This is a genomic window from Paenibacillus sp. LS-5, from assembly GCF_056121505.1.
Genome location: NZ_JBWAVA010000001.1, coordinates 233,607 through 258,192, shown reverse-complemented (window position 1 = coordinate 258,192; position 24,586 = coordinate 233,607). Strand labels below are relative to the sequence as shown.

The window sequence follows — 24,586 nt, the reverse complement described above, 5'->3', positions numbered from 1 at the left end:
TCCTCAATATTTGTAACGATTCCGTTAAGCAATCTCTGCTTCATCATCCTCCAGTTTAACCGAAACCAGCTTGGAGACGCCGCCCTCTTCCATCGTAACCCCATAGAGCACATCCGCTTCTTCCATAGTTCCTTTGCGGTGGGTGACGACAATAAACTGCGTCTGTTCCGAGAATTCACGTAGATACTGGGCAAAGCGTACTACGTTAGCTTCATCCAGTGCAGCTTCAACCTCATCCAGAACGCAGAACGGAACCGGTTTGACTTGCAGGATGGCGAATAATAGTGCCATGGCGGTTAATGCGCGCTCTCCTCCGGATAAAAGCTGCAGGTTTTGCAGCTTTTTGCCTGGAGGCTGGGCTACAATATCAATCCCCGTATCCAGCATATGCTCAGGGTCTAGCAGCATAAGATCTGCTCTTCCCCCGCCGAAGAGCTTGGAGAATACGGTGCCGAATTCACGGCGGATGGCGTCAAAGGTCTGCTTGAAACGTTTGGACATCTCTTCTTCCATCTCATGAATCACGTGGTACAGTGTGGTTTTGGCTTCCACCAGATCATCCTTCTGACCGCTGAGGAAGGTATAGCGTTCATGCACACGCTGATATTCTTCAATCGCCCCCAGGTTCACCTCGCCCAGCGCAGAAATGCTGCGTTTGAGTCGCTGAACCTCCATCTGGGCGGCAGGTACATCCTCAGGAATGGGATACCGCTGCTTAGCCAGTTCGTAACTCAGCTCATAATCATCACTCAGCTTGCGCAGAATATTGTCCAGCTCTACATCGAGCCGTCCCACAGCCACCTCAGTCGCACGCAGTTTGTCATCGACTGACTTCAAGGCCTGACGCTGATCTTTGGTTTCACCTTCCGCAAGCTCCAGCTTGCGTGTCAAAGCGGCACGGTCGGCACGAGCCAGATCCAGCTTGCCTGCAGTATCTTCTTTTTTCAGTCGGTAATTGTTCAGGTCTTCCTTCTGTTTCACAGCTTCTCTCGTGTTTTCTTCCAGATCCTGTTCAATCGTGATCAGCAGGCTGCGGCTGTGACGCAGTTCTTTGTCCTGCGAACCCGCATCCTGTCTCATGCGCCGCAGCTGCTCTTCCAGCGAGAAAATCTCCTGGTCCAGCTTGCCCTCGGTCACTTTCATCCCGGTCAGCTTGCTTTGCAGCTCTTCTTTGGCCGATTCATTTGCCTTGCGCGCCGATTCCGCATTACGAATCGCCTCATGAGCCTCTTTCTCTTCCTTCTCTAACCGTTCAAGCTCGGACACCGCATGCTTCCGGCTCTCATCCAGTTCACGCACTTCGCTCTCAAAACCGCTGCGCTCTGCACCAGCTCCATCCACCTGTTCCTGTACATGGCGCAGTTCCTGCTCAAGCTGCTTCAAATCACCGGAGACACGCTGCTCTTCCAGCCGTTTCTCATCACCGCCATGACGAAGCTCTTCCAGCTTCCGTGAAGCCGTCTCCTGTTCTTCCCGCAACCGGTTGATTCCCTGCTTCAACTTGGCAATTTGCCGCTCACTCTCTTCGATCTCACTAAAGAGCTGGTCAAGCTGACGTTTGCGGCTCAGCAGACTGTTATTCTTCTTATGCTGACTACCCCCGGTCATTGAACCACCCGCGTTGACCACATCGCCTTCCAAGGTTACCACACGATAACGATATTGACACTTGGCGGCAATACGGTTAGCCTGCTCCAGACTCTCAGCGATAACCACATTCCCAAGCAGGCTGCCGACGATACTCGCGTATTTATCCTCGTATCCCACCAGCTCTGACCCTATTCCCACAAACCCTTCCGCGCCTTCAACCATTGCACGGTCACTTCCGCCAATCTGCCGGGAACGGATAACGTCCAGCGGCAGAAAAGTCGCACGTCCCAGCTGACGCTGCTTCAGGAAAGCAATTGCTTGCCGGGATACAACTTCGTTATCCATAACTACATGCTGAAGCGAAGCACCCATAGCGGTTTCCACAGCCATTTCCAGCTTCTCGGGAACGGATATCAGCTCCGCGACCGCACCGTGTACACCATGAAGTTGCCCTTTGCGCGCACCCTTGAGCACCTCTTTTACCCCGAGCATGAATCCGTCAAAATCATCCTGCATTTCCTTCATGGTCTCATGCCGGGAAACCTGGGCTTCGCGTTTCTGCTCCCATTTGCGGAGTCCACCCTGCGTCTCCTCCAGCAGCTTCTGGCGTTTGCTGGTCTGCTCACTTTCAGTGATGTAGGCATTGCGGAGGGAGCCGATTTCATTGCCCAATCCCGCGATTCTATCCTTAAGTGCGCTCTGGGCGGCAATCAATTCTGCCAGCTTTGCCGTCCACTTACCGCTTTCTTCCTGACTGCGGCTCATTCTGCGCTCCAGGCTTTCTTTTTGCTGGTCGGCATAGCGGATTTCATTCCGGGCCTGAGCCATCAGATTCATCAGTTCCAGCAGAGCACTCTTCAGTTTCTCTTCCTTGCTCTGGCTGATGCCTCCAGCAACGCCTTCCAGTCTGGACTCCTCGTCTGCCAGCTGCTTACGCAGCTCTTCGAGCGACAACCGGGATTGCTGGAGCTTATGCTCCAGCTCCGCAAGCTCGCGTTGACGGTCAGCGGAACGTTCGCCAACTGAACCCAGCGTAGCCATCAGCTGCTCCCGGTTACTCTCCAAATTGCGTCTGCGCTCTTTAAGCAGCTCCCCGTAGCCTTCGCTTTTCTCATTAGCTTCGCTATAGCGCAGCAGCTGTTCCTGCAGCTTCTCTACTTCCTCTTCCAATGTCCGCAGTTCTGCGCGTCCACTTTCGAGCTTTGCGTCGTGGGCGGACACAACGGTTGACAACTGAAGCTGTTCATTACGGAGTACTTCTAGCCGGTCATTGCCTTCCTTCCACGCCGTATGTATCCCATCAATCTGGTGAACATACACAGCAATCTCCAATTGCTTGAGCTGCTCTCTCAGTTCCTTGTAACGGATTGCCTTTTCGGACTGATCCTTCAGCGGGCCTACCTGGTCTTCCAGCTCGCTGATCAGATCATGGATGCGCAGCAGATTCTGCTCGGTTTCATCAAGCTTGCGGCCGGCATCCTTTTTGCGTGATTTATATTTAACAATCCCTGAGGCTTCTTCAAATATACCGCGGCGATCCTCGGAACGGGTGCTAAGGATCTCTTCAATCCGGCCTTGTCCAATAATCGAATAGGCCTCTCGCCCGATACCGGTATCCATGAAGAGTTCAGTAATATCCTTCAACCGGCAGGCCTGCTTGTTAATTAAGTATTCACTATCCCCGCTGCGGTGCACACGGCGTGTTACGGTTACCTCGCTGAAGTCCAGAGGCAGTGCATGATCCTCATTATCCAGTGTCAGTGATACTTCCCCGTAATTCACGGCTTTACGTGCATCACTTCCGGCAAAAATAATATCTTCCATCTTTCCACCGCGCAGTGATTTGGCGCTTTGTTCACCCAGCACCCAGCGGATGCCGTCGGATATATTACTTTTGCCGCTGCCGTTCGGGCCGACTACGGCGGTAATACCGCGGACAAATTCCATTTCCGTTTTGTCGGCAAATGATTTAAACCCTGCTAATTCAATCCGTTTCAAAAACATACCCTGTTATTCACCTCTGCCCCATTATACCATAGCGCCACACCGCCTAAAACAGCTCTTCATTACAAACCGTTTATAGGCTGTATCTCTTTTTTTTCCTCTTCTTACACTAATCTGTATCTCGAAAAAGAGCAGCAAAAGTCTGACCTCCGCCTGTACGCCGGCTTTCAGACCATTGCTGCTCTCCTCCGCTGGACCCGCCACATTGTGGAGCTTATCCCTGAAGTAAATAACAAAAAGTTCGAGAAATTCCAAAAAGCAAACTATAACGTACAGCACGTCACTAAGCGCCATCTTCCTTCAACTGCAAAAGTGCCGCTGCTGCTGCCTGTTGCTCCGCTTCTTTCTTGGAGCGGCCACTGCCCCTGCCAAGTGACCGGCCGGCCATATAGACCTCAGAGACGAATTCCCGTTCATGTGCCGGTCCGCGTTCTTCAATAATCCGATATTCCAGCGTACCCATTCCGTGATGCTGAATCAGCTCCTGAAGCTCCGTCTTGAAATCGCTCATCTGCATTTGCAGCTTGCCATCCGTCTCCACTAGTGGAAACACATGATTATCCAGAAACCGCCGTGCTGTTTCCAGACCTTGGTCTAGATAGAGCGCTCCCACGAAGGATTCGAATACATCGGCCAGCAAGGCCGGGCGGGTTCTGCCGCCCGTAAGTTCTTCCCCTTTACCCAACAACACATAGCGTCCAAAGCCCAGACTTTCGGCGAATCTCACCAAAGAAGGCTCACATACAATTGCAGCCCGCAGCTTGGTTAACTCGCCTTCAGGTCGGTCCGGAAGCAAATTGTACAAATATTCAGACACCGTAAGCTCCAGAACGGCATCGCCCAGAAACTCCAGACGCTCGTTGTCCTGATGCTGGTTGAACCGGTGTTCATTCACATAAGATGCATGGGTAAAGGCCTGCTTCAGAAGTGCAGCATCGTGAAATTGGATTTGAAGTTGGCTCTGTAACTGCTTCAGGTCTCCTTTCACTGCACTGTCTCCCTTACTGATTATATTTTTTGAGAATCACTGTTGCATTATGTCCGCCGAATCCAAAGGAATTCGACATCACGATATTCAGATCCGCTTTGCGCGGAACATCCGGAACATAATCCAAATCGCATTCCGGATCTGGATTGTCCAAATTAATAGTAGGTGCAATCATTCCTTTTTGCAGAGATAATCCGCAAATAATCGCTTCCACACCTCCGGCAGCACCAAGCAAATGGCCTGTCATGGATTTGGTGGAGCTAATCGCAACCTTATATGCATGCTCTCCCAGAGCCATCTTAACGGCAGATGTCTCCGACTTGTCACCTACAGGTGTCGAGGTTCCATGAGCATTGATGTAATCAATCTCTTCAGGGGCAATTCCTGCATCGCGGATCGCCATCTTGATGCAGCGTGCAGCACCATCCGGATCAGGTTCCGTCATATGGTGGGCATCCGCACTAAGACCGTAGCCAATGACCTCGGCGTAGATCTTGGCTCCGCGCTTCTCAGCATGCTCGAGTGATTCGAGAATTAATATTCCGGCTCCCTCTCCCATAACAAATCCATCGCGGTCTACATCAAATGGACGACTCGCCTTCTCAGGCTCATCGTTGCGAGTCGACATCGCTCTCATTGCACAGAAGCCTGCCATACCCGTTGGACGAATAGTGGCTTCTGAACCGCCACAAATCATCGCATCCGCATCTCCGCGCTGAATCAGGCGGAAAGATTCACCAATGGAATGACTTCCTGTTGCACAAGCTGTTACTGTTGTAGTATTCGGTCCCTTGGCTCCCAGACTAATCGACAATTGACCAGATCCCATGTTCGCGATCATCATCGGGATGAAGAACGGGCTGACCCGTTTGGGTCCCTTTTCCAGAAGAAGATTATGATTGTCTTCCCATGTGCCAAGTCCGCCAATACCGGACCCTACAGAGACGCCAATCCGCTCCGCATCGATATCTTCACCGATCACAAGTCCACTGTCCTTGAGTGCATCTTCACCTGCTGCTACTGCAAACTGGACGAAACGGTCCATCTTGCGTGCTTCCTTACGGCCAAACCGTGCCTCCGGATCAAAGTCTTTAATGGATGCTGCTATTCTGGTTGTGTACTCGCTGACATCAAAAGCGTCCACTGTCGACACTCCGGATTTGCCATTCATCAAATTATCCCAGAACGTATCCAAATCCGTGCCAAGCGACGTCATCACGCCCATACCTGTTACAACTACTCTATGACTCAAACGCAATCACCCCATCTGTAGGCTGTATCTTCTTGTTATTAGAAACTATATAAACTTCAATCGCCGCAAGAACATTCCATGCGCGGTCCAGTTATTTTCCCCGTAAAGGTGCATATGGCATCCTTTGGTATTGACTTATTGCTCTAAAATGAGGAGAAGTCCCGCCCTCTGTAGGAACGGGACTCTCAATCATATGACTCTAGGTATGAGATTGTATGTACTTCACAACTTCACCCACGGTCGTAATCTTCTCTGCATCTTCATCAGAGATTTCCATATCGAATTCATCTTCCAATTCCATAACCAATTCTACTACATCAAGAGAATCAGCACCTAAATCATCTTTGAAAGACGCTTCTAATGTTACCTCAGCTTCATCGGCACCTAAGCGGTCGATGACAATGCGTTTTACACGCTCCAATACATCGGACATCCGGTTCACCTCCTCTTTTGGTATTATACGAGATATGAAGTCAAAATACCATAGAGCTCAAAAAACGCTTTCCGGCCGCCCCAATTCTCTTCCACTGTAGACTTTACAGCTTTTGTGGCCTTACATGTACATTCCGCCATCCACATGGAGTGTCTGACCTGTCATGTAGGCTGCCCCTTCCGAGGCTAGAAATACAACCGTCATGGCAATGTCCTCCGGCCGCCCGAGACGTGCAAGGGGAATCCCCTTCTCGTATTCGCTGCGGACTTCATCGGACAACTGGTGTGTCATTTCGGTATCTATAAAACCCGGAGCAATACAGTTGACCGTAATGCCCCGTGAAGACAACTCGCGTGCTGCAGATTTAGTCATTCCAATAATACCTGCTTTGGCTGCCGAGTAGTTCAACTGTCCGGCATTTCCAATCACACCGATGACCGAAGAAATATTAATAATCCGGCCGTAACGCTGCTTCATCATGGGGCGGGTTGCTGATTTCAGACAGTTGAACACGCCTTTTAGATTCGTCTCAATAACCTGATCAAACTCTTCTTCCTTCATGCGCATGATCAGATTATCCCGGGTGATACCGGCATTATTGACCAGAATATCGATCTTCCCCCAGGTGTTTATAACCTCTTTCACTAGGTTATCTGCTTGCTGGCTGTTACCGACATCGCCCTTCAGCGCAATCCCTTCCGAGCCCAGTTCGACGATTCGCGCGACGGTCTCTTGTGCTGCCGCTTCATTACCGGAGTAATTCACAGCTACTTTCACACCATATTCTGCAAGTGCCAGTGCGATACTCCGGCCAATGCCGCGAGATCCGCCAGTGACGAGAGCCGTCTGGCCTTTTAATGCTGAGAACATGCCATATTCCCCTTTCATCCATTCCACATCGTTTGACTATATCAGACTTTACCAGCCTGTCTGCGCACTTTCCAGACTATTGATATTAACAACTTTAACGGTTTTGTCAATCTTTCGGATTAAGCCTGCAAGCACACTGCCTGAGCCAATCTCCACAAAAGTATCCACTCCCGCTGCAATCAGCCATTCCACGCTATCCTGCCACAACACAGGAGAAAATACCTGCTGAACCAATAGTTTGCGGATCTCATCCGGTTCGGTCACGGCTGTTGCATTCACATTAACAACCACAGGAACAGATGGAGTATTAAAGGTCACCTTTTCCAGTTCAACAGCCAGGCGTTCAGCAGCTTCCTTCATCAGGGAAGAATGAAACGGTCCGCTTACTTCAAGAGGAATAGCCCGTTTCCCGCCAATTTCTTTGACACGCTTCACTACTTCATCAACACCAGCCTGAGAACCGGAGACAACAATTTGACCAGGGCAGTTGACGTTGGCCAGTTCCACAATGTTACCTGCTTCCGATATCTGGCGGCAGAGCACAGTCAAGGCTTCACGTTCCGCACCAAGCACAGCTGCCATGGCCCCTTGACCGCCGGGAACTGCTTCTTCCATAAAACGTCCACGCAGACGCACCAGGCTTACTGCATCTTCATAAGACAACACTCCGGCCGCTACCAGAGCACTATACTCTCCAAGGCTGTGTCCTGCAACATAGTCAGGTGTGACTCCTTGTTCCCGCAACGCCTCGAGATAAGCCACACTCGTTGTAACAAGTGCTGGCTGTGTATTTGCAGTCTGCTTCAGATCACTGTCAGGGCCCTCAAAAATAAGATGGCTAAGCTGAAATCCCAGCACTTCATCGCCCTTCTCGAACACCGCACGGCTATGCGGAAGAGCATCATATACATCCTTACCCATCCCTACGGCCTGTGCACCCTGGCCAGGAAAAACAAATGCTATTTTACTCATAACTCTATACTCCTTCACATTGAACAGTGAGGCAACCAGCCTGCTTACGGCTGTTCTGCCATCACTTCCTTCTATTATTATAGAATCCGCGGCTTTACCAGATCAGGACAGAAGCGCCCCATGTAAGACCTCCACCGAAACCTACCATCAGCACGGTGTCGCCTTCCTTCATCCGGCCTTCTTCCGCTGCCTCTACGAGTGCGAGAGGAATCGATGCTGCAGAAGTGTTAGCGTATTTATCGACATTGATGACGCATTTCTCCGGCGGCAGATCCAAACGCTGCATCGCCGATTGGATAATGCGGATATTAGCCTGATGAGGTACAAACAGATCAATATTTTCTTTGGAGATTCCTGCTTTGGTTAGTACGCGCTCTGTCGCTGAGCCCATGATCCGCACAGCAAATTTGAAAACCTCTCTGCCGTTCATGTAGATGAAATGTTTTTTGTCTTCAACAGTTTGCTGTGAAGCCGGTAGACGTGAACCGCCTGCTTCCATCTTCAGCAAACCTCCGCCGGAACCTTCAGCACCGAGATCAAAGGATTGGAATCCTCTTCCTTCAGGCACCTCCCCGAGAATAACAGCACCCGCACCGTCACCGAATAGAACACAGGTATTACGGTCTGTGTAATCGGTGATCCGTGACAAGGTATCTGCACCGATAATCAGTGCGTTATTGTACATTCCATTCTGGATAAATAAGGTTGCTGTAGCCAAGCTATATACGAATCCAGAACAAGCAGCAGACAAATCAAATGCCGCCGCCCCTTTTGCACCCAGTTTGTCCTGCAGGATGCAGGCCGTAGATGGAAATGCACTGTCCGGCGTTACCGTTGCGATAATAATCAGATCCAGATCTTCCGCTTTCATTCCCGCTGAATCCAGCGCTCTGAGCGCTGCTTCGTAGGCAAGGTCGGAAGTCGCTTCATGCGGAGCGGCTATATGCCGTTCCCGGATGCCTGTACGGCTGACAATCCATTCATCGTTGGTTTCGACGATCTTCTCCAGATCACTGTTGGTTAATATTTTCTCAGGCACATATTTCCCAGTGCCAATAATCCCTACCGGACGTAATTGTTTCATGTCCTCACTCACTTCCCGCTAATTTCCTTGGATATACTGGATACCAAATCTGCTTGCAAAGCAATTCGTGCTTGTCTGACTGCATTCTTGACAGCGTTACCGTCAGATGAGCCATGTCCTTTCACTACCAAACCGCTAAGACCGAGCAACGGTGCTCCGCCATGCTCTTTATAATCCATTTTGCCTTTGAGGCTTCTAAGCTCTGGCATCAGTATGGCTGCTCCGAGCTTAGTCTTCAAGGACTTGCTGAACTGTTCCTTCAGCAGAGAGAACATCGCGCCAGCTGTACCTTCCAGTGTCTTCAATAGTATATTCCCTGCAAATCCGTCACATACGAGCACATCACAGTTGCCAGTGAGCACATCCCGGGCTTCCACATTGCCGACAAAATGGATCCCCTGCATTGCTTCCAGCAGCGGGTATGCTTCCTTCGTTAGTTCATTGCCTTTCCCAGGTTCGGTACCCACGTTCAGCAGGCCCACACGAGGTTTAGCTATGCCATGCACCTTACTGCGGTAAATACTGCCCATGAGGGCATATTGCACCAGATGTTGGGGCGTGGCATCCATATTGGCACCCAGATCGAGTGCCAGCACACCGACATCATCCAGAGTCGGAATCATGGGCGCCAGCGCAGGGCGTTCAATTCCCTGCATTCTCCCTACAACCAGTAACCCCGTAGTCATTAAAGCTCCTGTATTCCCTGACGAGATCATGGCGTCCGCTTCACCTTCGCGAACCATACGGCCTGCCACTACCATGGATGAATCCTTTTTACGGCGGACCGCCTTTACCGGCTCTTCATCAGAACCGATGACGTCCCCCGCGTGACGCACAGACACATTAGACGGTTTGTTCTTCAGCAGTGGTTCAAGTCTGGCTTCATCGCCGACAAGCACAATCTGCGTGTCACTCCACTCTGCTGCTGCGGATAATGCACCCTCAACATTACATTCAGGAGCATTGTCCCCACCCATCGCATCAATGGCGATCAGCACTGCGGTTTCCCCCTTCGCTGTATTCTTCAAATGCGGACCGGTATACCACGAAATGGCCCTGAAAAACCAATTCTTCACCGACATAGGTAAATACATCCACTTCCGCTTTGCCGTTCCGGCCCGCGAGTGAACGCACCTGCGCTTTGGCGATACATTTCTCATGGAGTCTAACCATTCGGATAAAACGAATATCAGCGGAAGCCGTCAGGGCAATCTCATCATTGATCACGGCAACCGCCAGTGAATTGGCTTGGGCGAACACATAGTGTCCACGCGCGATCCCGTTTCTGGAGAAGACATGCTCTTCACGAATTTCAAATATGGAAATCCCGCTCCGGTCCAGCTGCAGGTCTACAATATCACCGACCACTTCATCAGCAGGCAAAGAGCGCACCTGATCGTATGAATGCTCGGCCATCTGCTTCATCCGCTCACGCAGCTCGGGAATCCCAAGCTCCATCCGGTCCAGGCGGATCGTCTGTATGCTCACTTTGAGCTGCCGGGTCAGTTCCCGGTCAGTTACAAATGGATTGCCGTCTATAATCTGCAGCAGCTTCTGCTGACGTTCTTTCTTGGACATCCGCTCTATGGCGGCTCACCTCCTGGCACATGCCAAGCGGAAACGGCTTCGACGCCCATGAACAGGACGTCCCGTTTCAGCGAGAAATATAAGGACATTGAGTAACATGAAAAATTGGCTTCCTTATATTTTGAAAATAGCATCCGGCCTTGGATGGCCGCTGTTATCATAGCTATAAATCTTATGAAAAATTTAGAACCAGGTACTAATATGTAGTATAAAGCATGCCGCTACAAAAATAAAGCGCAGACTTACAAGCTCGCTTAAGAAGGCTTCATAACGCCGAGAACTCGAACCGGGAAACATGGTATATAAAGCTTTTCACATAAAGCCTCTATAGATATTCCGAAGCCATCATGACAGCTTCCCCCTCATAGAGATAGGATTCTTAGCAGTCGTGAAATCGAAGAACCTTTTATACGGCTTAGCCTGTAAAAGCTTATCATTTCAAAAAAAATAGCACCTCACCAGCAGATGAAGTGCTACTTTTGTCGAGAGACTATTGTTTGATGATCTCTCTAGCTTTGTAAGTTCCGCAAACTTTGCATACGTGGTGAGCCAGTTTCAGCTCTCCGCATTGTTCACATTTCACCATGCCCGGCACAACCAGTTTGAAGTGGGTGCGGCGTTTGTCACGGCGTGTTTTGGACGTTCTCCGTTGAGGTACTGCCATTGTGTTACACCTCCTAATTCTGTTTTAACCCGTTATCACTCGGGATTTGTTCTTAGTCATCTTGCTTGGTAAAGAATCCTTTCAACCCAGCGAGTCTTGGATCGATCACTGTGTTGTCGCAACTGCAGGTGCCTTCGTTCAAATTTTGTCCGCATTTCTGACAAAGACCAAGACAGTCTGCCTTGCACAATACCGAATCCGGTAAGTGCAGTACGAAATTTTCCTCCACAAACGGGACAAGATCCACAATCTCATCCTCGATGTAAATGAGTTCATCATCTTCATCTTGGGGAAGAAGCGGCTGCTTAAGCCATTTGAAAGTCTCAGCAAAAGGAATGTTCAATTCACTGTTAACCTCTGTAAGGCAACGTGCACATAACATGTCCACATTCCCGTTCAATTTCCCCACCACGTTCACACAATCGGTGTCCGCGGGCAGCGCTTTAAGGTCCACTGAAAGTGGTGCAACAGCAAGTATATCCTTCCGCCCTTTGACAAGCTCGCTTACATCCAGTGTATCCTGAAAGTGCAGAGGCTCGTCGGCATTAGCCAATTTGCGAAAGTGAATCTTCATATTCATCACTCCAAACAAACAAAATTTATTATACCTAGTATTACCGAACTTTGTCAACCATTTTCCCTTTATATTGTTTCGATGGACAGATCAAATTATGATATAACTAATCTAGAATCCTAATTATCAAGAATACGGGGTGAAATCATAGTGACTACGGTCGGTATTATTGCAGAGTACAACCCTTTACATAACGGTCATGTCCACCACTTTGAGGAGGCCAAAAAACTGTCCGGTGCGGATCACTCCATTGTGATCATGAGCGGGCCTTTCACCCAGCGCGGCGAACCGGCGACGGTGAGCAAGCGCGCCCGTACGGAGATGGCGCTCCATATGGGAGCCGACGTCGTGATTGAGCTGCCGGTGGCGTATGCCGTACAGCCGGCAGAGTGGTTCGCCTTCGGAGCGGTAGCTCTGCTGGAAGCGACCGGGGTCGTGGACAGCTTGTGCTTCGGCTCCGAAGCCGGCACTTTAAGCGTGCTGCTGCCACTGGCCGAATTCCTGGCCAAAGAAAGCAGCGCGCTTAAGAGCGAGATCCGCCGCCGCATGGCACTCGGAGCGAGCTTCCCCGCCGCGTACAGTGCAGCTGCGGCGTCCGTCTGGGAAGCTTCTCTCCCCGGACAGGAGAGAAGCTTTGATGCCGCCGGGCTGTTGCGCCAGCCGAACAACAGCCTCGGCCTGCACTATCTGATCGCGCTGCAACGGCTCGGCAGCGCGATCAGGCCCCTGACTGTGCCGCGAACCGGCGCAGGGTTCCACGACCCGCTGCAGAGCGGGTCGAGAATTGCCAGTGCCACAGCGATACGCAAGGCGCTATCAGAAGGCGGATCGCCAGAGGCATACATGCCAGATTATAGCTTGTCCATCCTGGAAAGAGAGCATGCAGCCGGCAGAGGCCCGCTGAATCTGGAAAGCTTCAGCATTCAGCTCCGCCACCTGCTCTCCATACGGACTGCGCCCGAGCTGCAAATGCTGCAGGACATGAATGAGGGCCTGGAAAACCGGCTGCTGCGGATATTGCCTGCTCTTCCGCACTTCACTGTGTCCGGTTTGCTGGAGGCGCTGAAAAGCAAACGCTATACGCATACCAGACTGCAGCGTCTGCTGATCCACGTCCTGCTGAACCACAGCAAGGAAGAAATGGCCCCTGCCCTCCTTGCTCAGGGACCCGGATACATCCGGATCCTCGGTTTTCGGGAAAGCGGCCGCCAGTTGCTGAAGCAGATGAAACACCGTGCTTCTTGGCCTGTAGTGACTAGTCCGGCGCATTTCTCTCATCCGCTGCTCGACAGAGATCTGCAAGCAGCGGCCGCTTATGCAGGAGCATTCAGCAACCCTTCGCGCACAGATCTTTACAGCGACTATCTGGAGTCCCCGGTCAGGATTTGACCGGCAGCTCCTGCATATATTTCAGTGCTTCGGCAAAGGTCGATACAGGTACAAGCTTCATGTCCGTACCGATCTTATCGGCCTTCGCCTTGGCTTCATCATAATTTTGAACCGGCACGAAGAAGATTTCCGCCCCTTTCCGGTCAGCTGCTACGATCTTATGTTTAACGCCTCCAATAGCCCCTACTTTTCCATCCGCATCAATGGTGCCTGTACCTGCAACCCGATGTCCCTTTGTCAGATCACCAGGAGTCAATTGGTTGTATATCTCCATAGTGAACATTAGTCCGGCAGAAGGTCCGCCTACATCTGTATCTACAAATTTGACCGTTTTGCCTTCAATCTCGGGTTTTACCCTCTGCACAGCTCCAATTACAACTCCAAGACCAGGTTTTACCGCTCCCGTCTGCTGATTCTTGACTTCTACAAGCTTGACTGTTTCCTTTACTTCCTTGCCTTCCCTTTGCAGTACAACTACTGCCGGATCACCAATTTTTCTAGTTGAAAGAAGTCTGGATAACGAGTCCGGATCAGGAATGGACTGTCCCTCTACACTGATAATTTTATCGCCGGGTTTGAATTTTTGCTGATTGCCAGTCACAGGCACCGAGAATACGTACAGGTAGTCCACTACATCTTCATAAGGAATACCCGCAGCATGATAAGCCGCCTGGACTGCATAGGACTGTGAACTATTCATGTAATATACTTGCTCGGCCGCATACTCCTGCTCCGTTTTATCTCTCAGCCGGGTTTCTTTCAGGACCACCTCTGCATTGGAATTGAACACAGAGGCTACCAGTAGTGCTACATTGGCATAGCTGGCAGATACTGTGGTCATCATGAAGGTTCCCTTTTCATCCTTGTCAGCATTCTGAACCTGAATCATTGGCTCCACTTCAGAGGCGCTACCGGGTTGATAGACAATATAAGGCGTATTCATAAATACAGCAACATAAACAATCACCACAAATGTGAACAAGTAGGCTGTGGCACGGAATCCTACCCGGCGTTTCGATGGCCTCACTGCTTTTCCCTTCTTTCCCTCAGCACTGGACTATACTCTTGGAATGATCTGTAAAAGCGGCTGGTTGAACCGAGGCATGACGGTTGTCTATTCTGCATAAATTGATAACAGTCTTAAGCCTATGTCCTAAGCTATGAAGAGGTGATGCTCAAAATGAGTCCTATGAAAATACAACGAATAACCTCAGGTGCCGCTCCATTTGCTGGCGGGGCAGCAGCCATACTGCTGGCTATTGCTATCGTATCTGCGCCGGAATCCTCATTCGCGGCCTCTCTGCAAGGCCTTAAGCTATGGTGGACCCTTGTTTTTCCGGCCCTTCTACCTTTCCTAATCCTCTCAGAGATGCTTACCGCATCCGGAATAATTCACGGCATAGGTGTATTGCTGGAACCTTTAATGAATCGAATATTCCGATTGCCCGGAGCGGGCGGTTGGACCCTTGCTCTGGGAATGACCGCAGGTTTCCCCGCCGGAGCTGGAGCAGTAATACATCTGCATAAACAGGGCCGTATTACGGACAAGGAGGCAGGAAGGTTAGCTTCTCTGGCCCACTATGCCAGCCCGGTGACTGTGTTGATCGTGGTAGGTGCAGCTTTTCTGCACAGTCCCGCGTCAGGATATGTACTACTGTCCATCCACTGGCTTGCCGGGCTATCAGCAGGCTGTACATCTGCTTTGTTTGCCAAACGTCCTAAGCTTCAATCAGCCATATCGCTGAAACAGCCACATCACAAAAGAGCTTCTCTGCTGATACGCATCAATCGTGCGGCTGCGGAAGCTCGTCTACAGGACGGACGCAGCTTCGGCAGACTGCTTGGTGAATCCGTAAGTACCGCCGTCCAGAACCTCATGATTGTCGGCGGTTATATGATCATTTTTGCAGTAGTAATCCATATAGCGGCTTCAGTATTCCCCCAGATACCCCAGGCACTGGTTTCAAGTCTGCTTGAAATTCACCTAGGGGCAAATATGCTTACCACCGGAATCACAGCAACCTCTCTTACAGTCTACAGTCATATGGACGCACTAGAAGCTGCCTGGTTATCGGCTGCCCTTGGCTGGAGCGGAATATGCGGACAGCTCCAGGCACTGACTTTGCTTAAGCAGGCAGGTGTAAGTTATCTTCCTTATGCTGTAAACCGATTGCTTCATGGCATGTATGCTTTTGTGTTCACGATTCTCCTATGGAAACCGTTGCTTAATCTGCAGACGATTGTACAGCCAGTAACGAGCGTACCGGATGAACATATGCCAGCAGTCATACTAAATCCTGTAGCATTCTGGAGCTCAATCCCGAAATTACTTGGTTTGCAGGTACTGATCCTGCTCTTATTATTAGTACTATCTGCAGCTGTATATGTTACGGCTTCACTCCGCCGTCCATCCGCTTGAATTTGAGATTCATGGCTTGCTCAACTTCGGGTGTCACGAAGTCGGACACATTCCCGCCGAAGTGTGCAATCTCCTTCACGACACTCGAACTTAAATAGGAATATTTCGGATTGGTCATCATAAAAATGGTTTCTGCGTCGGGGTCCAGATTATGATTGATCGAGGCATTCTGCAGCTCATATTCAAAATCGGTAACCGTTCGGATTCCGCGGACAATGACCTGGGCATCCTTCTGCCGGACATAATTGACCAGCAGATCACGGAAGCTGTCTACCTCCACATTAGGTATGTTTTGGGTGGCCTGCCGAAGCAGATCGGTACGCTCTTCCACAGTAAACAACGGATTTTTGCTTAAATTGTTAAGAACGGCAACAATCAGTCTGTCGAACTGTTTGGCTGCACGGTGAATAATATCCATGTGTCCCATCGTCACGGGATCAAACGTTCCCGGATATATGGCCACACGTTCTTTTCTAATCTGCAGACTCATCATTACCCTCCTTGCCGCTCTCCTGAGTTTCTTGGGAGGCCGGCTCATACTTATAAATAGAGACTGTCGTCTCTCCGTACACAGCTTGCCGTATTCTCTGGAATCCCGGAATGTCCTCCGGATATTCATAGCCCGACTCATGCTCCAGCACAACAACGGCATCCGGGCGCAGCAGTCTCTTTTGTACCATAGCCAGCATTAGCTCATCCCCGTGCTTCAGCCTGTATGGAGGGTCCAGGAAGACCAGATCGAACGAACGACCCCGTTTCTCCAGTGCACTAAGCGCTCTCCCGGCTTCATTACGATAGACTTCTGCTTGTTCCTCCACCTTGGCCGCCTTCAGATTTGCGCGCACCGTATCGATACTCTTCTGTTCCATATCCACAAATACCGCCTGATCCATTCCTCTGCTCAAGGCCTCAATTCCGAGACCGCCCGTTCCGGCGAACAAATCCAGCGCGGCGCCACCCTCAAAATATGGACCAATCATACTGAACATCGCTTCCTTGACCTTGTCGGTTGTTGGCCGCGTTCCGCTTCCCGGAACACTCTTCAAAGGTCTTCCCTTTGCACTTCCCGATACAACTCTCACCGCTCATTCACCTGCTCTTATGTCTCTGTTAGTTATGCTGATTAGGGCATAAGTCCAAGCCTATAGTACCACAATTGTTTAATGAAATAAAAAGAATGTCTGTATATGTCTTCCTAAGACCGATAGAATTCCTCCGGCTTCTCATGTATAAGATTGGTCTTTCAGGGACATCATGTAATTATCGGCATTGCAAAATGTCGTAGACAACCGCGAAGCAGGCTTACGTTTCCCCATAAGCTCTTCGTCCGGTTTCTCCTCTCCCATGAAAGGGCGCTCCGAAAGGGGCGCCCGATTGTTATTTTAGGCCCCCCACTTTTGATACATAATTATTATCCGCAATACAAAAAAGCTGCCATCATGGCAGCCTTTTACATAAAACCACACTTGAATCCATTTCTTCTTGTTCCGGTAATGACTTACTCCAAAAAAAGCACCGAGCAAGGTGCTTTCTGAACTATAGATTACTTGTTTTTGGCGTACAACCAATTGTAATAGCTGGCATGTTTGATTTCATCCGTCATGATCTCAAAGATCCAGTCCCGGTACTGCGGGTTAATGTGCAAATACAGCTTGCGATACTTTTCAAACGCTTTAAGTTCACCCATCAGCGCCTTTTCAATCCCCTCCAGATAACTGGACGGCAATGGTTCTGTTCCTTCATCTGAAACCACAGGAGCCATTCCGGTCAGCTGGGTGTAAAGCGTCTTGAACATTTGCCGGTGTCTTCGCTCATCATCACGGATACCTGCAATAATCTCTTGTTCTTCCCGTGTAGGGGCCAATTTTATAAGATAGTCATAAAACAGCTCATCATTACGTTCTCCTTGAATCGATTGCTGGATGATTTGAAGAACCATTTCATCATTGCGGGTCAGAAGCCGGTTGGGCGTCTGGAAATTAGAAGCAAAATACGGTTGATAATTCACAGTGGCACCGCCTTTACTATAAATAGGAACACTTAATTACAGGATATTCACCTATAGCCTAAATGTTCCCCCGCGGCGGATGTATACTCTAAGCAGTATTCTTAATTACTCACATCCTTCCAGACTCTTTCAGGAATATAAAATCTTTGCCACGCCGGGTCAATCTCACACCCTGTGTGTTGACGCCAAGCAGCCGGTTGCCGGCCCTTGTGAAGATAATATTCTCTACCAGCCGGTCATCAAAAATCTCCTCTATTCTTTCATTGAAATCTTCCTCACCCAGTTCCAGTGTCTCCTTATCCAGAGGAATACCCGATTCAATCAGCTTAAGTATGATATATACTCTTTCTTTCTCTTCCATTACTCCACCACTCTCATAGATTAATAAATTTGCACACAAAACTATACCCTCTTATTCTACACTACTCTTCTATATAATCACTGGCTTGTCCATCAACCCTGCGGCCGGAGACGCGACCCGGCATTCCTGCTCAGATACGCGCCTATATCCTGTATTAGATGAAACAGGCACTCAAAATAATAACCAGAAGGATATAAAGCACCAGAATCGCACCTGTGGAAGTAAACGGACTTCCAACAGGACCAACATTAGCCCCGCCTACATTAGCGCCATATCCGCAATCTGCACCCATGAGATTACCCCCTTCAATTTGATTACTACACAGTAGAATATGTACCCGCTTCCTATACAGTTTGGGCTAAACGATTTATTTTTAAGCCCTGGCTTGTATATTGCCAAAAAGCATCCTGCCTTCTTAATGATAGGGAATGACAGGATGCTGATTATTAGTCCGAAACTAGAATCTCGTCGAAGTTCTCCGGTCCGACCCGGACAGTACTCAGAATATTGGAGGAGACCAACAATTGAGGCGTATTGATTGCTTGGTCGACTGGCGTATGAGTAAGGCTCTAATATAAACAGGGGTCAATCCTTGGTTGAACCGTCCCTTTTGTTGAATGCAAGCTCAAAAAGTCCGGTTGCAGACAATCCTGCAAGTCCGCCTGCCCAAAGGCGCAGAATCAGATTCATATCCGTAAACGGATAGGCAACAGCACCGACAAGCAGCCCAATCACCAGTCCAACGGCCGGCACCAGATTTCGCGGGAGGGTCACGGTTGTTTTGACCAATTGAACCAAAGCGAGGACAAAAACAGCCAAGACTGAAGCAAATGCCAGAACATTGTTTAATGCCTCATTCACCACATTCATCACCCTTCCTTCTTCTCCGGCAAGAGGCCTGCCCGGTATAATATGGTGAGTGTTCTGTAGAAATCATAGCTGCCCTGGGATGGGGTATCCAGCACTCCAGCACTTATTGCAGCGCTAACGGATGATTTCGCCCACTCTGGAACATCCATGGCAAAATGTCCTTCTACAGCAGCCAGACGCTGCTGGAGTTCCTGCACCTTCGCTTCCAGAACATCCAGCCTTTGTCTATCTTCTGCTGACATCTCATCATCCTCCTTCATCTCATCATATGGAAACAGATTATTGGCCTTCATAATTTGAATAAGCTTAGAAGCATAATCGGGATCCGTGGCGTACCCTGACTCAGCGATCTCTCTTGCAGCGTCGGCGCCACCTAACCCAATTACCTTACTGTACAGATTCCTGTTCCAGTAAACCCCGTTCCGGATCAGCTCTGAATGGTCAGCAACGGATTCTCCCCAGTTATTATAGGCACGAAAAGCCGTAGTGACCTTCATGGCCTTGCCATCACGATATTCCGTAGTCTGCATTGAGATACTACCGGCTGGTCCAGTTCCTTTGATCCCGAACAAATTATTAGCTCTAACCGTTAATCTGCTACTGCCCCAGCCGGATTCAAGCGCAGCCTGAGCGATCGTTAAGGAAGCTGCAATACCACTTCGTCGCATATCAGCTACAGCAAAGGGGGCGATTGCAGCTATAAATTCTGTTCCGGTCATCCCATCACATCCTTTCTATATATAGAATGCTCGTTCTGTTAATATGCTTGTGCTGTCTCCTATAGATATGCGATTTTAGTAGATTTAAACACACAAAAAAACACCAGAGCATCAGCCCGAGCGTTCTATTTACGAAGATTATCCATCGGTTATACGGCACATCATATTTAGCTCATTGCCTCACATCGCATATAGACAGGATGTTCTTTCTTCATTTATCTGATCGCTTATAGCAAAATAATACTATGTTATCTGTATGATAATGCTTACATGAGAACGCTGAAGTATAATCTGTTCATCAACCATCACAAGGAGTGATCTCTGATGTCAGAACAATTCGAAATGTATGATGACCCGTTCAAAATGCTTATCCTTCTGGCTACCTTAATTTCCGAGAAGCAGGGTACTGAGCTCAAATATGAGCATGTCCCTTCGTATGAAAATGCTGTTTTTTCTATGGAGCATGAGAGATTCTTTTATAAAAAGGATCACACTGAAATTACATGGTTTGAATTCCTGGGCAGAGACATCGCTTCCTCCCGGGACTTATCACGGTCTGAATACAACAAAATGTTCGTTGACTGCATGTCTTCCCTCTACAATCTGTAACCCGCTAAGCGATTCTACATAGTACCGCTTCATTTAGGAATCCCCTCCCTCATACCACTGAGGCTGAGGGGATTTCTGTTATCATTCTGAAAATATAATTCTTTTATTTCAAAAATAGCACTTTAGTAGATTGCCCAGATCCGAACAGTTCGATATAATAGCAAAAAAAACAGCGGAGGTACATATGGACGACTCCAGCAGAAAAGAACCGTTCCGATACGTGATGAACCAGCCCATCGAATGCTGGCTGGAACTTCCCGCGGGCAATTCCGGTCCAGGTGCCGGAAAATTGACAGAAGGGGTACTGCTTGACCTTAGCCGTTCCGGCTGCAAGGTGCGCACTTCGCTTAACCTCCGCTTTACCGCTGGTGATACGAAGCTGATCATTCATTTCCAGCTCGCGGAAGACAAGCTGCAATTCGAAGGCAGCGTGCGTTGGGGATGGATGTTCGGACTGGGCCAGTTCCAGTATGGAATCCGTCTCGATTTACAGGAAGACGAAGAAGAGCAGCTGCTGCGTGAATTGGAGCTCTGGACCAACACCCGCAGCGCTCAAGGATTATAACAGGCTCGTCATGTTAGATGCCCTCCTTCAGGAGGACGTCTATTTGTGATGCGTGGCTCTGCCTTATGCCAGGACCAGAGGCTGCTGAAGACAAGGTCACCTATTCTTCAATCCTCTTCTTGATCAGCACAGTCATTACATAAATGAGAATGGCTCCAACAGCAGCCTCAAAGATCAGTGCCCACAGATTCGTTCCGATGCCAGGCAGACTTAGTCCAGGGTGTATGGCAGAAGCATCATAAATCTTAAACTGGAATGCTTTATCCAGTGCATTCATGTAGCTTCCCCAGAACTTATTTTCGATAAAGCTTATTCCGTTATCCATCAACGAAAACACGGCGATTGCGATCCAGATGGTCCCTTTTACCCGGAGGCTCATGGCTACGGTGATGGCAAACATTAAGAGGATCAACTCAAATCCGGAGGTCCAAAGAAGATTCAGTACGCTCGAAGGAACCACATGCCAGAAATTCACCGGAAGAAAATCAGAGGAGTACACCAGAACATATAGACCCAGATGGATCGCTGCAATAAGAACCACCAGGAAGAGCAGAACCCAAATGAGCAGTAGTGGCGAAAGAACGTTCTGAACAGTACCTACCGGTACAAGCTTTCTGGCATAAGACTTCAAGTAGCGAACATAGTTGAACACGACAAAAAGCAGCAGGATGCATCCAAAAATACCGTAGATCATCATATGATATGAAAGTAGTTCAACACCCATGGAGCTGTTCGAAATCCATGTTCCGACCTGTGCCAGTAGCATGATAACAAATACCGCAAGAATCCGTTCCCGTCTGCGTTTCAAGTCGTATTTCATCAGCCTTAGCATTCTGCATACACCTCTCTGAATAGCTCATCAACACTTTTTCCATGCTGAAGCCGGAGCTCCTCCACTTCACTATGAAGCACAAGCTGGCCCTCTTTGATAAAGATCACTTCATCAAAGATCCGCTCAATATCCGTTACAAGATGTGTGGAGAGCAGAATTGTACTGTCTTCCTCATAGAACTCCATCAGCGCGTTAAGTATCTTTGTCCGGGCAACAGGGTCAACCCCGCCGATAGGCTCATCCAGAATATATAAGCTAGCCCGGCGTGAGAGCACCATAGTCAGCTGCAGGCGTTCACTCATTCCTTTGGACAAGGTGCGGACCTTGTCATTCCCCCTAAGCTTCATGAATTCAAGCATCTTCTTCGCTTTGCCTGGATCAAAGTCCGGATAAAAGTCCTGCTGAAACTTAAGCGCATCCCCCACATTCATCCAGGATTCGGTTAAGGGACGGTCTGGCATGAAAGAAACCAGCGATTTGCTCGCTTCTCCTACCGGAACACCAAGCACGGAGATCTTTCCTGAAGTCGGGTGGGCAAGCCCGGCAATAAGCTTCATCAGCGTAGTCTTGCCACTGCCGTTGCTGCCGAGCAGACCAACGATTTTACCCGCACCGATCCCCAGTGTGACATCATGCAGTGCGTGCTTGGAACCGTATTTTTTGGTCACATTTTCAACCTGAAGTATCCTGTCCACTGAAATAATCCCCCTATGATTTAGTCCTTGAAGCAATATTTTCTGCTACAGCCGTCAGGATCTCTTCGCTCTGAAAGCCCAGCTCCTGCATGCCCCGAAAAAATCGTTCCAGCACATCCTGTGCCATCTCTTTTTTTATTGTGAGAATAGTCTGTTCATTACCTGTAACATATCTGCCCATCCCGCGCCGGGTTTCCACGATTTCTTCACGCTCCAGTTCCTGAAAGGTTCTTTGCACCGTATTCGGATTAATCTGCAGTTCTGCGGCCAATTCACGTACGGAGGGGATTTTATCGCCTGGTTTCAGCTTTCCGGTGACGATTTCCCCTTTCAGATAATTCATAATCTGGAGATAAATCGGCTGATTGTTGTCAAATTCTATGGTCATCAAGCAACGTCCCTTCGTCTGAACACCATAAACCCTGCCAAAAGAAACAATACGAAGTATACTGCCAGCACCAGGATAGAGAAGTGCAGAGTCATTCCCGGAATGGGGGCTCCTCCCCCTTCATAAGCCGCCAGATTCATATTAGGAAATAATACATATTTGTAGAACTCGCGGAAAATAACCAAATTGCTAATCGTAATAGCAAACATCGTGCTCCCTATGGTTACTCCAGTGGAAGTAGTCAGGATTCCAATCATAAAAGAGAGCGCAGTGTACATCACCAGATACACGCTGTTGTAGAGCACAGAAGTGAGAACATCGCGAATACCAAAGCTGCTCCCATCCATTCCAAACCACACACTGCCTGATGCATACACCGCAATGGTGGTCACGACGGTCAGGCTTAGTGCATACAGCAGCACGGTCACGTATTTCGAGGCCAGAATGGCAGTTCGGCTACGCGCACGGATCAGCAGGAATTTGATGGTTCCCTGACTGTATTCCTTAGTGACCATACCTGCAGTCCCAATAATGACCAGGATGCTCAGTACCTGGCCGATAGCATTCGGCATCATCATTTCCTTCGCAAATGCAGGCCCGGAGGCAAAAAGATCGGACGCAACCGAATGCACAATGTACCCTACCAAAAAAGGCAATCCGATTAAAAGCACGTAAGCTACGAAAAAGGTGCGTTTCTTGGATAATTTTAGCCACTCATTCAGTACCAGATTATTGAATTTACGCAATGCGGTTCCCTCCTGTCCATTTCAGGAATTCTTCTTCCAGACTCTGTTTGTTGTCTGTAATTCGGTAGACACCCACTCTTGATTCGCTGAGTGCAGCCACGAGCTCTGGCACTTCGTTATCTTTTATACTGACCACGACTTCAGAATTCGCCTCGTCCGTCCGAATGAGCTGTACTCCCGATTGGGCTCCAATGACAGCAAGAGCAGCTTTCAGCTGATCCACCCGGATCGTAAGTGGGATCTCACCTCCGGCCTGCACTTCTTCTCCCAGGGGAGTTACAGCAATCAGCTGACCATTCTGAATGACAACCGCGCGGTGACAGATCTGTTCGATCTCTGCAAGCATATGGCTGGATATTAGAATCGATATCCCTTCCACCTCAGCTATTGTACGCATATATTCACGCATCTCACGGATTCCAGCAGGATCCAGCCCATTCGTAGGCTCATCAAGGATTAACAGCTTTGGCGCTTGCAGCAAAGCCTGGGCTATCCCAAGACGTTGGCGCATCCCCAGTGAATAGGCTTTTACCTTCTTGCCCATAGCTTCCTGCAGGCCGACTAGCTGTACCACTTCATCGATTCGGGCATTTGTGATGCCATCACTCATCCGCTGATATTGCTTCAGATTGTCATAACCTGTTAGATGGGGATAAAACTCCGGGTTCTCGATAATCGCGCCAATGTGGGCGATGGCCTTGTTGAAGTTATTACGGATACTGTGCCCGTCGACCAGCACATCTCCTTCCGACATACGGATTAATCCGGTCATCATCCGGATTGTGGTCGTTTTGCCGGCTCCGTTAGGTCCGAGCAGCCCTACAATTTCTCCCTTACGAATATCAAAAGACAGTTTATCGACAATCGCTTTCCCTTTGATAATCTTGCTGACACCATTCATTTGCAAGATAATCGGCTCGTTCCCAAAACCTGATGATTCAGCATGATATGCAATCTGACTCATGGC

At 49.2% G+C, this 24,586-nt stretch carries 28 protein-coding genes; 4 read left to right on the top strand and 24 right to left on the bottom strand.

Annotation, left to right across the window (positions count from 1 at the left end; genetic code table 11):
* Positions 1-24: 24 nt before the first annotated feature.
* The 11 genes from smc to AC0MA3_RS01150 all read right to left on the bottom strand — a co-directional run bounded on the left by smc (position 25) and on the right by AC0MA3_RS01150 (position 12,018).
* A complete protein-coding gene (gene smc, locus AC0MA3_RS01200) occupies positions 25-3,594 on the bottom strand; it encodes a chromosome segregation protein SMC (protein ID WP_474654873.1) in 3,570 nt (1,189 codons plus the stop codon).
* Positions 3,595-3,877: 283 nt separating this feature from the next.
* On the bottom strand, positions 3,878-4,582 hold the full coding sequence (rnc, locus tag AC0MA3_RS01195; RefSeq protein ID WP_379152850.1) for a ribonuclease III: 705 nt from the start codon (positions 4,580-4,582) through the stop codon (positions 3,878-3,880).
* Positions 4,583-4,595: 13 nt separating this feature from the next.
* The gene (gene fabF / locus AC0MA3_RS01190; protein ID WP_474654872.1) at positions 4,596-5,834 is read right to left on the bottom strand and encodes a beta-ketoacyl-ACP synthase II; all 1,239 of its coding nucleotides are present in this window, start codon (positions 5,832-5,834) and stop codon (positions 4,596-4,598) included.
* A 199-nt stretch (positions 5,835-6,033) separates the two neighbouring features.
* Positions 6,034-6,267: an acyl carrier protein gene (locus AC0MA3_RS01185; protein WP_019911228.1), complete on the bottom strand. Its 234-nt coding sequence runs from the start codon at positions 6,265-6,267 to the stop codon at positions 6,034-6,036.
* A 120-nt stretch (positions 6,268-6,387) separates the two neighbouring features.
* Positions 6,388-7,137, bottom strand: coding sequence for a 3-oxoacyl-[acyl-carrier-protein] reductase (gene fabG / locus AC0MA3_RS01180; RefSeq protein ID WP_379152855.1), 750 nt, complete (start codon positions 7,135-7,137; stop codon positions 6,388-6,390).
* Between the two features lie 48 nt (positions 7,138-7,185).
* Positions 7,186-8,109 (bottom strand): ACP S-malonyltransferase, encoded by a 924-nt coding sequence (fabD, locus tag AC0MA3_RS01175; RefSeq protein ID WP_474654871.1) that lies wholly within the window; start codon positions 8,107-8,109, stop codon positions 7,186-7,188.
* A gap of 94 nt (positions 8,110-8,203) precedes the next feature.
* Positions 8,204-9,193: a beta-ketoacyl-ACP synthase III gene (locus AC0MA3_RS01170; protein WP_474654870.1), complete on the bottom strand. Its 990-nt coding sequence runs from the start codon at positions 9,191-9,193 to the stop codon at positions 8,204-8,206.
* A gap of 8 nt (positions 9,194-9,201) precedes the next feature.
* Complete coding sequence (gene plsX / locus AC0MA3_RS01165; protein ID WP_474654869.1) at positions 9,202-10,191, bottom strand: phosphate acyltransferase PlsX; 990 nt, start codon at positions 10,189-10,191, stop codon at positions 9,202-9,204.
* Entirely contained in the window at positions 10,175-10,771 is a 597-nt protein-coding gene (gene fapR / locus AC0MA3_RS01160) for a transcription factor FapR (protein ID WP_379152862.1), read from the bottom strand. Before fapR ends, plsX begins: the two co-directional genes overlap by 17 nt.
* A 499-nt stretch (positions 10,772-11,270) precedes the next feature.
* Positions 11,271-11,444 (bottom strand): 50S ribosomal protein L32, encoded by a 174-nt coding sequence (gene rpmF, locus AC0MA3_RS01155; protein WP_019911234.1) that lies wholly within the window; start codon positions 11,442-11,444, stop codon positions 11,271-11,273.
* A gap of 52 nt (positions 11,445-11,496) precedes the next feature.
* Positions 11,497-12,018, bottom strand: coding sequence for a YceD family protein (locus AC0MA3_RS01150; protein ID WP_379152864.1), 522 nt, complete (start codon positions 12,016-12,018; stop codon positions 11,497-11,499).
* Positions 12,019-12,168: 150 nt separating this feature from the next.
* Here AC0MA3_RS01150 and AC0MA3_RS01145 point away from each other — a divergent pair, with 150 nt between their 5' ends.
* A complete protein-coding gene (locus tag AC0MA3_RS01145; protein ID WP_474654868.1) occupies positions 12,169-13,407 on the top strand; it encodes a nucleotidyltransferase in 1,239 nt (412 codons plus the stop codon).
* On the opposite strand, the gene AC0MA3_RS01140 is transcribed toward AC0MA3_RS01145, so the two are convergent.
* On the bottom strand, positions 13,397-14,434 hold the full coding sequence (locus AC0MA3_RS01140) for a SepM family pheromone-processing serine protease (RefSeq protein ID WP_474654867.1): 1,038 nt from the start codon (positions 14,432-14,434) through the stop codon (positions 13,397-13,399). The two genes, AC0MA3_RS01145 and AC0MA3_RS01140, sit on opposite strands and share 11 nt — an antisense overlap.
* Positions 14,435-14,587: 153 nt before the next feature.
* Here AC0MA3_RS01140 and AC0MA3_RS01135 point away from each other — a divergent pair, with 153 nt between their 5' ends.
* The gene (locus tag AC0MA3_RS01135; protein ID WP_474654866.1) at positions 14,588-15,826 is read left to right on the top strand and encodes a nucleoside recognition domain-containing protein; all 1,239 of its coding nucleotides are present in this window, start codon (positions 14,588-14,590) and stop codon (positions 15,824-15,826) included.
* On the opposite strand, the gene coaD is transcribed toward AC0MA3_RS01135, so the two are convergent.
* From coaD to AC0MA3_RS01100, 7 genes are all read right to left on the bottom strand, one after another.
* Positions 15,795-16,316, bottom strand: coding sequence for a pantetheine-phosphate adenylyltransferase (coaD, locus tag AC0MA3_RS01130; protein ID WP_379152872.1), 522 nt, complete (start codon positions 16,314-16,316; stop codon positions 15,795-15,797). The two genes, AC0MA3_RS01135 and coaD, sit on opposite strands and share 32 nt — an antisense overlap.
* The gene (rsmD, locus tag AC0MA3_RS01125; protein WP_474654865.1) at positions 16,300-16,908 is read right to left on the bottom strand and encodes a 16S rRNA (guanine(966)-N(2))-methyltransferase RsmD; all 609 of its coding nucleotides are present in this window, start codon (positions 16,906-16,908) and stop codon (positions 16,300-16,302) included. The genes coaD and rsmD overlap by 17 nt, the downstream gene beginning before the upstream one ends.
* Before the next feature lie 461 nt (positions 16,909-17,369).
* Entirely contained in the window at positions 17,370-17,834 is a 465-nt protein-coding gene (locus tag AC0MA3_RS01120; protein ID WP_474654864.1) for a ferritin-like domain-containing protein, read from the bottom strand.
* A gap of 109 nt (positions 17,835-17,943) precedes the next feature.
* Positions 17,944-18,234, bottom strand: coding sequence for a hypothetical protein (locus tag AC0MA3_RS01115; protein ID WP_474654863.1), 291 nt, complete (start codon positions 18,232-18,234; stop codon positions 17,944-17,946).
* A gap of 115 nt (positions 18,235-18,349) precedes the next feature.
* Positions 18,350-18,487, bottom strand: a complete 138-nt coding sequence (locus AC0MA3_RS01110; RefSeq protein WP_379152882.1) for a YjcZ family sporulation protein — start codon at positions 18,485-18,487, stop codon at positions 18,350-18,352.
* Positions 18,488-18,780: 293 nt separating this feature from the next.
* Positions 18,781-19,065 (bottom strand): holin, encoded by a 285-nt coding sequence (locus AC0MA3_RS01105; protein ID WP_379152884.1) that lies wholly within the window; start codon positions 19,063-19,065, stop codon positions 18,781-18,783.
* Positions 19,065-19,784, bottom strand: a complete 720-nt coding sequence (locus AC0MA3_RS01100) for a glucosaminidase domain-containing protein (protein WP_474654862.1) — start codon at positions 19,782-19,784, stop codon at positions 19,065-19,067. The genes AC0MA3_RS01105 and AC0MA3_RS01100 overlap by 1 nt, the downstream gene beginning before the upstream one ends.
* A 324-nt stretch (positions 19,785-20,108) precedes the next feature.
* Between AC0MA3_RS01100 and AC0MA3_RS01095 the strand changes: the two genes are divergently transcribed.
* On the top strand, positions 20,109-20,393 hold the full coding sequence (locus tag AC0MA3_RS01095; RefSeq protein WP_474654861.1) for a hypothetical protein: 285 nt from the start codon (positions 20,109-20,111) through the stop codon (positions 20,391-20,393).
* A 184-nt stretch (positions 20,394-20,577) separates the two neighbouring features.
* A complete protein-coding gene (locus AC0MA3_RS01090) occupies positions 20,578-20,958 on the top strand; it encodes a PilZ domain-containing protein (RefSeq protein ID WP_474654860.1) in 381 nt (126 codons plus the stop codon).
* A gap of 100 nt (positions 20,959-21,058) precedes the next feature.
* On the opposite strand, the gene AC0MA3_RS01085 is transcribed toward AC0MA3_RS01090, so the two are convergent.
* Genes AC0MA3_RS01085 through AC0MA3_RS01065 form a run of 5 tightly spaced genes read right to left on the bottom strand, consistent with a single transcriptional unit; the run spans position 21,059 to position 24,583 of the window.
* Positions 21,059-21,790: a hypothetical protein gene (locus AC0MA3_RS01085; protein ID WP_474654859.1), complete on the bottom strand. Its 732-nt coding sequence runs from the start codon at positions 21,788-21,790 to the stop codon at positions 21,059-21,061.
* Complete coding sequence (locus tag AC0MA3_RS01080) at positions 21,784-22,485, bottom strand: ABC transporter ATP-binding protein (RefSeq protein WP_474654858.1); 702 nt, start codon at positions 22,483-22,485, stop codon at positions 21,784-21,786. The genes AC0MA3_RS01085 and AC0MA3_RS01080 overlap by 7 nt, the downstream gene beginning before the upstream one ends.
* A gap of 13 nt (positions 22,486-22,498) precedes the next feature.
* Complete coding sequence (locus AC0MA3_RS01075; RefSeq protein ID WP_474654857.1) at positions 22,499-22,873, bottom strand: GntR family transcriptional regulator; 375 nt, start codon at positions 22,871-22,873, stop codon at positions 22,499-22,501.
* Positions 22,873-23,619 (bottom strand): ABC transporter permease, encoded by a 747-nt coding sequence (locus tag AC0MA3_RS01070; RefSeq protein ID WP_474654856.1) that lies wholly within the window; start codon positions 23,617-23,619, stop codon positions 22,873-22,875. The genes AC0MA3_RS01075 and AC0MA3_RS01070 overlap by 1 nt, the downstream gene beginning before the upstream one ends.
* Positions 23,612-24,583 carry an ABC transporter ATP-binding protein gene (locus AC0MA3_RS01065; RefSeq protein WP_474654855.1) on the bottom strand — a complete coding sequence of 324 codons (972 nt, stop codon included), beginning with the start codon at positions 24,581-24,583 and terminating at the stop codon, positions 23,612-23,614. The genes AC0MA3_RS01070 and AC0MA3_RS01065 overlap by 8 nt, the downstream gene beginning before the upstream one ends.
* Positions 24,584-24,586: the final 3 nt, after the last annotated feature.

What these genes read in the sequence shown, in the direction of transcription:
- smc (WP_474654873.1), bottom strand. Translation starts at nt 3,594, where the DNA reads ATGTTTTTGAAACGGATTGAATTAGCAGGGTTTAAATCATTTGCCGAC.
- AC0MA3_RS01185 (WP_019911228.1), bottom strand. Translation starts at nt 6,267, where the DNA reads ATGTCCGATGTATTGGAGCGTGTAAAACGCATTGTCATCGACCGCTTA.
- fabG (WP_379152855.1), bottom strand. Translation starts at nt 7,137, where the DNA reads ATGTTCTCAGCATTAAAAGGCCAGACGGCTCTCGTCACTGGCGGATCT.
- fabD (WP_474654871.1), bottom strand. Translation starts at nt 8,109, where the DNA reads ATGAGTAAAATAGCATTTGTTTTTCCTGGCCAGGGTGCACAGGCCGTA.
- AC0MA3_RS01170 (WP_474654870.1), bottom strand. Translation starts at nt 9,193, where the DNA reads ATGAAACAATTACGTCCGGTAGGGATTATTGGCACTGGGAAATATGTG.
- fapR (WP_379152862.1), bottom strand. Translation starts at nt 10,771, where the DNA reads ATGTCCAAGAAAGAACGTCAGCAGAAGCTGCTGCAGATTATAGACGGC.
- rpmF (WP_019911234.1), bottom strand. Translation starts at nt 11,444, where the DNA reads ATGGCAGTACCTCAACGGAGAACGTCCAAAACACGCCGTGACAAACGC.
- AC0MA3_RS01150 (WP_379152864.1), bottom strand. Translation starts at nt 12,018, where the DNA reads ATGAAGATTCACTTTCGCAAATTGGCTAATGCCGACGAGCCTCTGCAC.
- AC0MA3_RS01135 (WP_474654866.1), top strand. Translation starts at nt 14,588, where the DNA reads ATGAGTCCTATGAAAATACAACGAATAACCTCAGGTGCCGCTCCATTT.
- coaD (WP_379152872.1), bottom strand. Translation starts at nt 16,316, where the DNA reads ATGAGTCTGCAGATTAGAAAAGAACGTGTGGCCATATATCCGGGAACG.
- AC0MA3_RS01110 (WP_379152882.1), bottom strand. Translation starts at nt 18,487, where the DNA reads ATGGGTGCAGATTGCGGATATGGCGCTAATGTAGGCGGGGCTAATGTT.
- AC0MA3_RS01105 (WP_379152884.1), bottom strand. Translation starts at nt 19,065, where the DNA reads ATGAATGTGGTGAATGAGGCATTAAACAATGTTCTGGCATTTGCTTCA.
- AC0MA3_RS01100 (WP_474654862.1), bottom strand. Translation starts at nt 19,784, where the DNA reads ATGACCGGAACAGAATTTATAGCTGCAATCGCCCCCTTTGCTGTAGCT.
- AC0MA3_RS01095 (WP_474654861.1), top strand. Translation starts at nt 20,109, where the DNA reads ATGTCAGAACAATTCGAAATGTATGATGACCCGTTCAAAATGCTTATC.
- AC0MA3_RS01090 (WP_474654860.1), top strand. Translation starts at nt 20,578, where the DNA reads ATGGACGACTCCAGCAGAAAAGAACCGTTCCGATACGTGATGAACCAG.
- AC0MA3_RS01085 (WP_474654859.1), bottom strand. Translation starts at nt 21,790, where the DNA reads ATGCTAAGGCTGATGAAATACGACTTGAAACGCAGACGGGAACGGATT.
- AC0MA3_RS01075 (WP_474654857.1), bottom strand. Translation starts at nt 22,873, where the DNA reads ATGACCATAGAATTTGACAACAATCAGCCGATTTATCTCCAGATTATG.
- AC0MA3_RS01065 (WP_474654855.1), bottom strand. Translation starts at nt 24,583, where the DNA reads ATGAGTCAGATTGCATATCATGCTGAATCATCAGGTTTTGGGAACGAG.